General features: G+C 64.1%; 10 protein-coding genes and 1 pseudogene. All 11 read left to right on the top strand.

Annotated elements, in window-relative coordinates; translation table 11 throughout:
* Nucleotides 1-302 precede the first annotated feature (302 nt).
* Nucleotides 303-1334: pseudogene (locus ACK8OE_RS03735) on the top strand (glycoside hydrolase TIM-barrel-like domain-containing protein); the annotation flags it as partial.
* A 189-nt stretch (nt 1335-1523) separates the two neighbouring features.
* Complete coding sequence (locus ACK8OE_RS03730; protein WP_410271591.1) at nt 1524-2999, top strand: phage tail protein; 1476 nt, start codon at nt 1524-1526, stop codon at nt 2997-2999.
* Between the two features lie 116 nt (nt 3000-3115).
* On the top strand, nt 3116-4069 hold the full coding sequence (locus tag ACK8OE_RS03725; protein WP_126421407.1) for a DnaJ C-terminal domain-containing protein: 954 nt from the start codon (nt 3116-3118) through the stop codon (nt 4067-4069).
* Nucleotides 4070-4204: 135 nt separating this feature from the next.
* A complete protein-coding gene (locus tag ACK8OE_RS03720; RefSeq protein WP_410271417.1) occupies nt 4205-4549 on the top strand; it encodes a hypothetical protein in 345 nt (114 codons plus the stop codon).
* A complete protein-coding gene (locus tag ACK8OE_RS03715; protein ID WP_126421403.1) occupies nt 4549-5229 on the top strand; it encodes a response regulator transcription factor in 681 nt (226 codons plus the stop codon). The genes ACK8OE_RS03720 and ACK8OE_RS03715 overlap by 1 nt, the downstream gene beginning before the upstream one ends.
* A gap of 42 nt (nt 5230-5271) precedes the next feature.
* Nucleotides 5272-6681: an ATP-binding protein gene (locus tag ACK8OE_RS03710; RefSeq protein WP_410271416.1), complete on the top strand. Its 1410-nt coding sequence runs from the start codon at nt 5272-5274 to the stop codon at nt 6679-6681.
* A 77-nt stretch (nt 6682-6758) separates the two neighbouring features.
* Nucleotides 6759-8114: a hypothetical protein gene (locus tag ACK8OE_RS03705; protein WP_410271415.1), complete on the top strand. Its 1356-nt coding sequence runs from the start codon at nt 6759-6761 to the stop codon at nt 8112-8114.
* Nucleotides 8115-8184: 70 nt separating this feature from the next.
* On the top strand, nt 8185-9249 hold the full coding sequence (locus ACK8OE_RS03700) for a tetratricopeptide repeat protein (protein WP_410271414.1): 1065 nt from the start codon (nt 8185-8187) through the stop codon (nt 9247-9249).
* A gap of 52 nt (nt 9250-9301) precedes the next feature.
* The gene (ccmE, locus tag ACK8OE_RS03695; RefSeq protein ID WP_410271413.1) at nt 9302-9796 is read left to right on the top strand and encodes a cytochrome c maturation protein CcmE; all 495 of its coding nucleotides are present in this window, start codon (nt 9302-9304) and stop codon (nt 9794-9796) included.
* Nucleotides 9793-11763: a heme lyase CcmF/NrfE family subunit gene (locus ACK8OE_RS03690; protein ID WP_410271412.1), complete on the top strand. Its 1971-nt coding sequence runs from the start codon at nt 9793-9795 to the stop codon at nt 11761-11763. Before ccmE ends, ACK8OE_RS03690 begins: the two co-directional genes overlap by 4 nt.
* Nucleotides 11760-12272, top strand: coding sequence for a cytochrome c-type biogenesis protein (locus ACK8OE_RS03685; RefSeq protein WP_410271411.1), 513 nt, complete (start codon nt 11760-11762; stop codon nt 12270-12272). The genes ACK8OE_RS03690 and ACK8OE_RS03685 overlap by 4 nt, the downstream gene beginning before the upstream one ends.
* Nucleotides 12273-12296: the final 24 nt, after the last annotated feature.

The raw sequence follows: 12296 nt of genomic DNA, 5'->3' as shown, positions 1-12296 counted from the left end.
GCCTGAGCGGCGCGCGCTGGGAAACGCTGAATACCGCCGACCGGCGGCCGGATTTTCTCGTCTCGCTCGATCAGCTTGAGGCGCACCTGCCGAACGTAAAGCGAGTTAATCTGATCATAAGCTGGTTCGGCGACAGTCTGGAGGCGGGGGTGTGCCGCCTGTGGCCCGGCGTCGTACAGGCGATCAAGCGCACAGAACCCGAAGTGTGGTCCGTGGCCGGCATCGGACGCGACGCGGCTCACCTGATCAGCACGCAGGACGGTCGCCCGGTCTATGGCGGCACGCCGTCCGATGCGTCAGTGATGGCGGCTATCCGGGTGCTGAAACAGCGCGGTTACGAAGTGACTTTGGTGCCCTTCATCCTGATGGATTGCGAAGGCTTTCCCTGGCGCGGGCGCATCACCTCGGCGCAGGATCAGACACCGCAGGCGGCACTGGACGTGGACAGCTTTTTTGGCACGGACGGCGGCTGGGGGCTGCGGCGGTTTGTACGCCATCTGGCCGAGCTGGCCGTCGCGGCGGGTGGCGTCGATGCCTTGCTTTTGGGCTCTGAGTTGCGGGGGATTACCACCCTGCGCTCGGATGCCGTCACCTATCCGGCAGCGGCCGCGTTCAAGGCGCTGGCGGCGGACATACGCGCCATCGTCGGGCCGCAGACCAGGCTGTCCTATGCCGCCGACTGGAGCGAATATTTCGGTCATCACGTCGGTGCTCATGCTGTGTTTCATCTCGACCCGCTGTGGGCCGATGCGAATATCGACTTTGTCGGCATCGACTGGTACGCGCCGCTCACGGATTGGCGCGACGGTGGGCATCTCGATGCGGCGCTGGCGCAGACGCCCTATGATCCCCACTATCTGCGCTCGCGCGTGCGTGGCGGTGAGGGGTTTGACTGGTTTTACGCTTCTCAAACAGACAGAGACGGACAGGTCCGTTCACTCATCATTGATGGGGCCTTTGGCGAAGACTGGATGTTCCGCCCGAAGGATATTCACGGCTGGTGGAGTCATCTGCATCACGATCGTCCGGCGGGTGTGCGGCAGGCGACGCCGACGGCGTGAGTGCCGCAATCGAAGCCTGTGCGTTTCATCGAATATGGCTGCGGCGCGATAGATAAGGGGACGAACGCGCCCAACCTGTTTGTCGATCCCAAATCCTCCGAAAGCGCCGTTCCGCCCTATTCCAGCGGGGCGCGGGATGACCGGGCGCAGCGGTCCTACCTGACGGCGCTTAGCCAGTTCTACGCCGATCCGGCCAATAATCCGCTTAGTGCAGTCTATGGTGGCCGCATGCTGTCGGGCATGGAGGTTTGGTGTTGGGACGCGCGGCCCTATCCGGATTTTCCGCAACGGAGCACCGTATGGGGTGATGCCGGCAACTGGCGCACGGGGCACTGGCTGAACTGTCGCGTCGGGTCGGCCGAAGCGAAGGCCCTGCTGAGCGCCCTTGCCGATCAGGCGGGGGTGGCTCTCGACGTGAGCGCGGTCGAAGGCGTGATCGACGGCTATGTGATCGAACAGCCGATGACGGCGGCGAGCGCGCTCGAGCCGCTTTTGTCCTACCTGGGGCTGGACCTGTGCGAGCGCGGAGCGGGCCTGAAAGTCATAGGCGCGCCGACTGCGGAGGTCGTGTTGTCTGCGGGCGCGCTGGCCGATCACGAGCGGGAGCCGGTTCTGGCGCGGCGGGAGCTGATCGAAGCGCCGTCGGCCCTGACGCTGCGCTGTTACGATCTGGACCGCGACTATCAGGCGCTGGCCGTCCATGCGCGCTCAGAGGTCGAGGGCGGGCCGACGTTGCAGCTCGATCTCGGGCTCAGCCTGTCGGCGGCGCAGGCGCGGGCGTTTGCCCGCCGCACCCTGTCCGAGGCGCGGCGCGTGCGCGAAGCCGTGACGATGGATGTCGGGCCTCTTGAGTTGCTGCGCTTTGAAGCGGGGGATGCGGTGCGCTTCGATGGGCGGCCCTACCGCATTGCCGAGAGCGAAGACGCGGAACGCCCGACGCTTACCCTGGCGCCCGTGTCAGAGCCGGCGGTGGTCATACCTTACGAACCGTCAGGCGGTACGACCGTCAGCCGGGCCCTGCTGACCGGGTTCTGGCTGCTCGACCTGCCGCCGTTCGGGGCCGATGAGCGCAACGGGCGACCGGTGCTGGCGGCCACCGCCGTGCCGTTCAGCGGCGTCGATATCTATGCCGGGACCTCCGCCAGCACGCTGACCCTGCGTGGCCGTGTCGATCAGGCGGCGGGGGTGGGGACGACGCTTCAGAGCCTGCCCGCCGGACAGGTTGCCAAGTGGAACAGACCGGCCTGTCTCTACATTTATCTCGAAAACGCGACCTTGCAGACGCGCTCGGAGGCCGATGTGCTGTCCGGTGAGAATTTTATCTGCGTTAGGGGCGCGGGCGGCGAATGGGAGATCATCCAGTTCCTCCGGGCACAGATGATCGCGCCGCGCCAGTGGCGCTTGAGCGGCCTGTTGCGCGGGCAATGGGGCACGCAGACCCAGCCGATGGACGAAGGGGCATCGGTCATCGTCCTGCCCGAAGTTGTGCGGGCGGATGTTTCGGACGCCGAACACGGACTGCCGCGTCTGTGGCGGGCGGGGCTGTCGGGCTTCGGCGCGCAGGCGCAGGGCGCGATTGATATTGAGACGGTGTGGACCGGTATCGGCCTGAGACCGCGCGCGCCGGTGCATGGGCGGATAAGGCGGGAGGCGGAGGGTTTGCACTGTCGCTGGATACGCTGTGCCCGTTATGGCGGGGACTCACTCGATTACGAACCGCCGCTCGAAGACGGTTATGAGGCCTATCGCCTGTGCTTTTATCAGGGGACGGATTTGCGCCGTGAGGTGGAGGTGACGCAGAGCGCTTATATATATGGCTCAGACGCCATCGCTGCCGACTATCCCGCGGGTTTCGATGGTCTCAGCCGGGTTGAAATCGCGCAGAAAGACCCCACATCGCGTGTTGGTTTGGCGCTGGAGATGTCTTTATCGGCTTGACTTGTGACCTCTCCTTCGCCAACGGCTTAGCGATTGTATGAGTTGAGCCGCCAGACCCTTACCACCGGTAAATCGGTGAGGTATGTGGGGCGGGCGGCAGGCGGAGGTTCCATTTCGTGGCAGGTGATCCCTATTCCGAACTCGGTGTGGCGCGCAACGCCAGCGCGGACGATATCCAGAAGGCGTTTCGCAAGCTGGCCAAGGAACTGCACCCCGACCGCAACCCGAATAACAAGGCGGCCGAGGATCGCTTCAAGCGCGTATCGGCGGCCTTCGACCTGCTGAAAGACCCGGAAAAGCGTAAGAAATACGATGCGGGTCAGATGGATGCCGACGGCCGGGAAACCTATCGTGGCGGCTTCGGCGGTGGCGGGTTTGGCGGCGGGTCGTCGCAGGGCTATGGCGGCGGGGCGCGCGGTTCGTTCGACGGCGTCGATCTCGATGATATTTTCGATATTTTCGGCTCAGGGGCCGGGCGTCGCGCGGGCTTTGGGCCGGGCGGCGGTTTCGGCGCGCAGGCCCAGAAGGGCAGCGATCTGCGGATCAAGCTCGATATCGACCTGATGGATACGATCGCCGGCAATACGCGCCGGGTGCAACTGACCGATGGCCGCACGCTCGACGTCACCATTCCGAAGGGCGCCAAGGACGGTCAGACCCTGCGCCTGAAAGGGCAGGGCGCGCCGTCGCCCAACGGGCGCGGGCCGCATGGCGACGCGCTGGTCGAACTGTCGCTGAAGCCGCACGGCGTATTCCGCGTCGAAGGCAATGATCTGCATATGGACCTCTATGTGTCGATCCCCGATGCAGTGCTGGGCGGCAAGGTGCAGGCCCCGACGCCCGACGGCCCGGTCAATGTGACCATCGCCAAGGGCTCCAATTCCGGCGGTATCCTGCGTCTGAAAGGGCGCGGGGGCTATGATGCCAAGACCGGGGCGCGCGGTGATCTGTTTGCGCACCTGGTGCTGGCCCTGCCGGACGTGGTGGATGGCGATTTTGTCGCCTATGCCGAAGATTGGCGCAGGCAGGCGCCCTATACGCCGACCCATCCGGCAATGCGGAAGAAGTAGGGGGTGTATTTAACCCCCCTCCGCCGATTCCGGCGGTATCCCCCCTGATATCAGGGGGGACGCTTTTTGCCATTTTAAGTTTTCCTTAGGGCCCTGTTCAGCTAAGGTTCAGGTCGGGGACTGTACAAAGTGACTATGAAACCGATCCTGACCCTTTCCGCCCTGCTGCTCGTCGGCGCGCCGTTCGCCGCCGAAGCGCGCGAACGTGCCGCTTTTGGCTGGCCGCCGGCGCACGAAGAGGTGCGCCAGATGCCGCTGCGGCCGGAGGCGCGTCCGCGCTTCGATGAGGCCGAGCGCCTGACGGTGCAGCAGCGCTATTCCATCGACGACGCCATCACCCTGGTTGAGCAGCGCACGGGCGGTCGCTACGTGTCGGGCAATCAGACCGGGCCTTCGACCTTTGTGATCAAGGTGCAGATCGGCCCCAATATCGTGACCTATCGCGTCGATCTCGCCAACCGTTCCATGAGTAAGATGTAATGCGCATTCTGCTTGCCGAAGATGATCCCGACCTGTCGCGTCAGCTCAAGGCCTCGCTTCAGGATGCGGGCTATGTGGTCGATCACGCGCCCGATGGCGAAGAAGCGCACTTTCTGGGCGATACCGAGCCCTATGACTGTGTGATTCTTGACCTCGGCTTGCCCAAGATTGACGGCGTGTCGGTGCTGGAACGCTGGCGGCGCGATGGCAAGGCGACGCCGGTCCTGATCCTGACGGCGCGCGGGGCGTGGTCGGACAAGGTGTCGGGCTTCGACGCCGGGGCCGATGATTATCTGACCAAGCCGTTTCATACCGAAGAACTGCTGGCGCGTCTGCGGGCCCTGGTGCGCCGTGCCGCCGGCCATGCGCAGCCGCTGCTGGTCTGTGGCGGGGTGCGCCTCGATCCGCGTGCGGCGCGGGCGTCGGTCAATGGCGAGCCGCTGCGCCTGACCTCGCTGGAATATCGTCTGCTGCACTATATGATGCTGCATCAGAACCGGGTCATTTCGCGTACCGAACTGGTCGAACACCTCTATGATCAGGACTTCGATCGCGACTCCAACACCATCGAGGTGTTTATGGGGCGTCTGCGCAAGAAGATCGGCAATGAGCGCATCGAGACGGTGCGTGGGCTGGGCTATCGCCTCAAGCCGCTGCACAATGAAGTCAGCGAGATTTAGCATAGGTATGAGAACGAAGGTGCTGACGGAGGGGGGCGTTAAATGACAGCCGTCCTGACCCATCTGAAGCGCTTCATCAGCGTACTGATTTCCGGGCGCGGGTCGCTGGCCGGGCGGCTGATTCGGCTGGCCGCCATCTGGTTCATCTTTTCGCTGATCCTGATTTCGGCAGGTCTGACGGCGTTCTTCAACTACACCTCGGTGACGCGCTTTCAGGCGGGTATTTCCGACATTGTGCGCAACCTCTATACGCACACTGAATTCGACGAAGACGGGCGCATCCGCATCCCCGAACTCTACATCATCCGCACCGACGACATCTATTCCGGCCTCTACTGGCAGATTGTTGAGCTGGATGGTCAGGACCGCGTGATGGCGGTCTATAAGTCGGGCTCGCTGGCCGAGCGCGTGCTGCAAATGCCCAAGGCGCTCGATAAGACGACGGGTCAGCTTCAGTATTATAACGCCATCGGGCCGCGCGATCAGCCGCTGCGGCAGGCCACCGTCTATCTGCGCATTCAGGGGCACAATCTGCTGTTTATGGCCGCCGAGGACCGTTCCGAGGTCGATCGCAATGTGGGGCAGTTCGCCCTGATCACCGGTGGGGCGCTGATCGTGCTGGCGCTCGGCTCGCTGATCGCCATCTACCTTCAGGTGCGGATCGGTCTGAAGCCCTTGTTTGCCCTGACCGACGAACTGCACGACATCCGCAAGGGCAAGCAGACGCGGCTCCTCAACATCTATCCGGCGGAAATCAAGCCGGTCACCGAAGAGGTCAATGGCCTGCTGGAATACGGGCAGGACGTGGTGGAGCGGCAGCGTACCCATGTCGGCAATCTGGCCCACGCGCTGAAAACGCCGCTGTCGGTGCTTTTGACCTCGGCCGGCGATGATCCGGCCCCTCTGGCCGATACCATCCGTAAACAGACGGCCTTGATGCGGGCCCAGGTCGATCACCATCTGCGTCGGGCCCGCGCCGCCGCCCGCGCCCAGAATATGGGCGAGCGCACGCCGGTCGAGCCGGTGCTGGACGAACTGGCCGTCATGCTGGAGCAGGTGTTCCGCGACAAGGGCGTGACCATCGACTGGCGCGCGCCCGAAGACCTGGCCTTCCGCGGCGAAAAGCAGGATTTTCAGGAGATCGCCGGAAACCTGATGGAAAATGCCTGCATCTGGTCTCAGCGCCGCGTGCGCGTCACGGCGACGCTGGAGGACGAGGCGAGCGGCATGACCCTGCTGATCGAGGATGACGGGCCGGGGATGCCGCCGGAACGCTATGACGAAGTGCTCAAACGCGGCGCACGACTCGATGAGTCGGCCCCCGGTTCGGGGCTGGGCCTGTCGATTGTGGATGAGCTGGTGCGTGCCTATGGCGGTCGCCTGAGCTTTGACCGCTCAGGGATGGGTGGCCTGAGATGCGTTGTGATATTACCGGCCAATTTCATAGGCTGAGTAACGGCGTTTTGGGGTCAGAAAATATTAACCACGCGCCTCCCATACTTGACGGGTTGTAACAACGGCAGAACCACATGGGTGTGTTATCGGAGAAACGGCTGAACGCGGTCGGCGGGCTGGTGAAAACCTTGCCCGTAAACATTCTCCGTCAGTTGAACAGCAGTCTGGGGCTGACGCACGACGCCGCTCTGGGCGAGGTGCGCGACCTTGTGGCGCGTCAGCTTGAGTCGCATCATCTCAAGGAACAGGTCTTCCGTCCCTTCGTGCCTTTGTTCATGGCGCGCGAAGACGGCATGGAAGGCGTTATTTTTCCGCAGTGGCTGCTCGATCGTCTGTGGAGCGCGCTTGAGCGTGAAGAGGCCGAACTGATGACGGAGGCGCGCCGCAGCGTGCACAGTCCCCGCAGCGGCGACCCGGTACCCGTGCCCTATTTTCGTCTGGTCAATGCGGCGGCGGTCATCCTGCGGGAACGGCCTGAGACGGTATTGCCGCCGGGTGAGGACGAAGACGAACTCGAAGAATTTGCCGCCTATCTCGACCTGCACCGCCTGTTGCGCGAGGCTCTGGCGCGGTTGCCGGAATGGATGGGGCGTATTGATGCCGAAAAGGCGGCGGCCGTCCGGCTGATGTTCAAGGATGCGTGCAGCAAGACGCCGGACGGCGAGGGCGGGGTACGCTTCCTCGAAGCCCTGCTGGCCAATATGGATGACGCCACGCTGGTGCTCAAATTTGTCGCCGTCATCTCGGATGGGGCCAATGACCGTTTCTTAAGCGAGTCGGAACTGGCCGGGTTTGGCGAACGCGTGCTTGTCGCCGCCGAAGAACGGATGAAGGTGTTTTCGGGGCTGATGCGGCGGCGCGACCCGTCGCTGCTGGGCGAGGCCGGGGGCTGGGTGGCCCAGTGCCTGAGTCTGGTCAGCAGCCTGCAAAAATCGGTCGAACTGACGCGCGACGGGCCGTGGGGCAAGCGCGTCCTGGTGATCAATCAGACGATCAATGGTCTGGTCGAAGACCGTCTGAAAGGCGTGGAAAAAATCATCGCTCAGGCCTTGCCGCTGAAGACCGAGCGGATTTTTGGCCGGGCGACGCGCGAGGTGCCTGACTATGCCGGGCCGAAACCGGCTCAGGCCGAGGCGGCGCTGCAAACCGTCGCCTTTATCAATCAGGTGCGCCCCACCGCCTCACAGGGCGGCTATCTCAGCCTGCTCAACAAAACGGTCGAAGCCGCCGAAGTGCAGATGGACGCCTATTTCACCGTCGTGCTGGGCGTCGCCGTGGGCGAAGATCCGTTCGATGCGCAGGCGGTGATGGACTGTTTCGACCGCGTGATCGCCCTGATGGAGGGGCTTTTGGGGGAAAACAAGGCCAATCTGGCGCGACGTCGTGTCACGGCCGCCGATGTCTTCCGGGCACCAAAAACGGTTGCCTAAGGCGACGAAAACAGGCTTATGACACAGTCCCGGTGCGTTCGTTCCGGTCAACCCGCCGCTTAAGACACGTATGCTGCTGTTCTCGCTTACCGCTGCACTTGTGTGCGCCGCCCTTCTGGGGCTGGCGGTCGCGTGGCTGCGCCGTACACCGGACAGCGCGCTGGATCAGGCGCGGCAGCGGTACGAAGCCTTTGTGGCCGATCTCGACCGCCGCGTCGCCGCCGGACATACGGACGTGGCTCTGGCGCGTGAAGAAAAGACCGAAGCGGCGCGCGCCCTTTTGCGCGTCGAAGAGGCCGAGGCGGTGACACCGGTTGATCCGCGAATCGGTTTTGCCGGGGCCGTCGTGATCGCCGTGGCGGCGCTGGGCCTGTCGGTCTTTGTGGGCAAGCCCGACCTGCCGGATCAGCCCTATGCGGCGCGCGTCAAGGCATGGATGGAGACGCTGAATAGCGCCCCCGAAACGCTGGAGGCCAAGCCCGCGGCGGTGGCGCTGCAACAGCTATCGGGCAAGTATGGCGACAAGCCGGCCTACTGGCTGCAACTGGGGCAGACCCTGGTGGTGGCGGGCGACTATTATGAGGCGGCGCAGGCCTTCAAACGCGTGACGCAACTGGCCCCAGAAGTGGCGGTCGGCTGGTCCAATCTGGGTGAGGCGCTGACGCTGCTCAACAAGGGGCAGAGCAATGGGGAGGCGCGCGCTGCCTTTGCCGAGGCCCTGACGCGCGATGGCGACGACCTGACAGCGCTTTATTACTCGGCGCGTATCCTCACCACGGATGGCCGCTATGAAGAAGCGCGGCGGCTCTATGGTGTCGTGCAGTCGCGGCTGTCGGCCGATGACGGGCGTCAGCAGACGGTGGCGGCGGAAATCGCTGCGCTCGATCAGTCGGCACAGACAGCGGCGACGGTTCAGGCGCAGATCGGCGGCATGGTGGCGGGCCTTGAGGCCCGTCTGGCCAAAAATCCCGAAGACCCCGACGGCTGGGCGCGTTTGCTGCGTTCCTATCGCGTGCTGAAAAACGTCGAAGGCGAAAAGCGGGTGCTGGCGGCGCTGGATCGTCTGTATGCGGATCGTCCTGCCATTGCGCGCGACATCGTGCAAAGGGCCGACCGGCCGGTGGGGGCGCAATGAGAAACCTGTTACGCTTACACCTCCCCGCTGGCGGGGCGAGGGGGAGATCGTCATGACCCTGCTTCCCAAATCCATGAAGGCGCGTCGGCGTCTGATGATCTTTCTGATCGCCGCGCCGATCCTGATGGCCGGTGTGGCGCTGGCCCTGTTCGCCATGAAGGATCAGGTCGTCTATTTCTACACCCCGGCGCAGGCCTATGAGGCCAGGGCCGAACTGCACCGCACCATGCGCCTCGGCGGCCTCGTCAAGGCGGGCAGCGTCGTCAAGGGGGCTGGCGGTGAGGTCACCTTCGTCGTGCGCGACCAGAAGGCCGAAATGACCGTGCGCTTCAAGGGCGATCTGCCCGACCTGTTCCGTGAAGGGCAGGGCGTGGTCTGCGAAGGCCAGCGTGTCAGCGCCGACGTGTTCGAGGCCAAGACCGTGCTGGCCAAGCACGACGAAACCTACATGCCCAAGGAGGTCGTCAAGGCGATCAAAGAGCAGGGCGAGTGGCGGCCGGAAAGCGCGGCCAAACCCGATTCCAAACCCTTTGGTGAGGCGGAATGATCGCGGAACTGGGCACCTTCTGTCTGGGGCTGGCCTTCCTTCTGTCGCTGGCGCAGGCGCTCAGCGTGGCGGGTTCGGCGTGCCGACCCTTACGCGGCATGGCGCGCTGGAGCGAAGGCCTGTCTCTAGCCGCGGCGATGGCATCGGTTCTGGCCTTTGCGGCCCTGCTGCACGCCTTTGTGACGTCGGATTTTTCGGTGTCCAACGTCGCCAGACATTCGCACACGCTGAAACCGCTGCTGTACAAAATTTCCGGAGCCTGGGGCAGCCACGAAGGCTCGATGCTGTTGTGGTGTATGGTGCTGCTCAGCTATGGCGCGCTGGTGACGCTGTTCGGGCGCGGCTTGCCGTCCGGCCTGCGGCACAAGGTGCTGGGGGTGCAGGGGCTTCTGGGGGCGCTGTTCAGCGGCTTCACGCTGTTTTCGTCCAATCCGCTGGCCCGCCTCGACCCCGCCCCCTATGAGGGGCAGTCGCTCAACCCCATGCTTCAGGACCCGGCTCTGGCCTTTCATCCGCCGCTGCTCTACCTCGGCTATGTCGGGTTTTCGGTGGTATTTGCCTTTGCCGTGGCGGCGCTGATCGAAGGGCGTATCGGGCGCGAATGGGCGCGCTGGGTGCGGCCGTGGACGCTGGTGGCCTGGGTGTTTCTGACGCTCGGCATCGCTTTGGGGTCGTTCTGGGCCTATTATGAGCTGGGCTGGGGCGGCTGGTGGTTCTGGGACCCGGTGGAAAACGCCTCCTTCATGCCGTGGCTGGCGGCGACCGCCCTGCTGCATTCGGCCATTGTGCTGGAAAAGCGCGACGCGCTGAAATCGTGGACGGTGTTTCTGGCGCTTCTGGCCTTCACCTTCTCGATGCTGGGGGCGTTTCTGGTGCGCTCCGGCGTGCTGACCAGCGTCCACGCCTTCGCCGTCGATCCGCAGCGCGGCATCCTGCTGCTGGCCATTCTGTTTGTGACCGCAGGCGCGGGGTTCGCCCTCTATGTGTTCCGCGCCTCGGCGCTGAGTTCCGGCGGCGTTTTTGCGCCGGTCAGCCGCGAATCGACGCTTGTACTCAATAACCTGCTGGTCTTCGTGGCCCTGTCCACCGTCTGTCTGGGGACGCTCTATCCGCTGCTGATGGAGGCCCTGACCGGCAGGACGATTTCGGTCGGCACCCCCTATTATAACCTGAGCTTCGTGCCGGCCATGTCGGTGGCCATGCTGATCCTGCCCCTGGCCAGCCTGATGGCGTGGAAGCGCGGCGACCTCAAGGCCGTAGGGCAGAGGCTGGCTCTGGCGGCGGGAATCTCTGTGCTGCTGGCCGTGCTGGGGGCGGTGCTGATGGGCAGCGGTGAGGCGAAAAAAATACTCTCGCTGGGCGTCGGCTTTCTGCTGGGCGGCTGGGTCATCCTCGGCTCGTGGCAGGTCTTGCAGGAACGCACGCACCTGCTCAAGGTGTCGTTTTCCGAGAGCCTGCGCCGCTTTCGCGCCCTGCCGCTGGCGACGCACGGCATGGTGCTGGCGCATGTGGGGCTGGGCCTGTTCGTGCTGGGGGCGGTGGTTGAAACCCAGACCAAGCTCAGCGCCGTCGATCATCTGCGCGTCGGTGGGGCGTTGCGCGTCGGGACCTATGAGGTGCGCCTGAGCGACATCAAAAGCGTGGTCGGGCCGAACTATGAGGCCGAACGCGGTGTCCTCGAAGTGCGCCGTGGCGGCAAGCCCATCTGTCAGGCCCTGCCGGAGCGGCGATTCTATCCGGCGTCCGCGACCGTGACGACCGAGGTGGCCCTGTGTTTTCAGCCGCTGAACGATCTCTATTTTGTGCTGGGCGAACCGTCGGCGGAGGGGTGGCAGGTAAGAGCCCTGTACAATCCGTGGGCGCGGCTGATCTTCTTCGGGCCGCTGCTGATGGCCATAGGCGGGGTGTTGTCGCTGTGTGACCGCCGCCTGCGGCTGGGGCTGGTCCATCGGGGGAAAAAGGGATGAGGCACCCACGCTGCACCCCGCCAGCGGGAAGTTATCTTCGGGCGCTCCTCATCACCCTGTTTGCCTTTTCTCAGGTCGCCGGGGCCGTCCTGCCCGGTGAAACCCTGTCGGACAAACAGCAGGATGACCGCGCCCGCACGCTCTACCGCGAAGTGCGCTGTGTCGTCTGTCAGAACGAGTCGATTGCCGATTCCGGGGCCGATATTGCCGCCGATATGCGCCGTGACATCCGCGCTCATATCTCAGAGGGCAAAAGCGACAGCGATATCCGTGACATATTGCGCGCCCGCTATGGCGACTATGTACTGTTCCGACCGCGCTTTTCTCTGGCCACCGGCCTGCTCTGGGGCCTGCCTGTGGCGGTGTTGCTGGTCGGCGGGGTGATCTTTATCGCCACGGGCCGCCGCAAAAGCGCTAACGATGCTGAGCCAGATACCCCCGGTCTCAGTGCCGAAGAACAGGCACGGCTGGACGCGCTTTTGAACCGTGACCCTGACAGTCACAAATAAGACTGTATCTAAGCCACGATTTTG

It is taken from the genome of Asticcacaulis sp. W401b (genome assembly GCF_046503825.1).
In the GTDB taxonomy this organism is placed as follows: domain Bacteria; phylum Pseudomonadota; class Alphaproteobacteria; order Caulobacterales; family Caulobacteraceae; genus Asticcacaulis.
The sequence above is the reverse complement of the archived record's forward strand: the minus strand, read 5'-3'. Positions and strand labels throughout refer to the sequence as shown.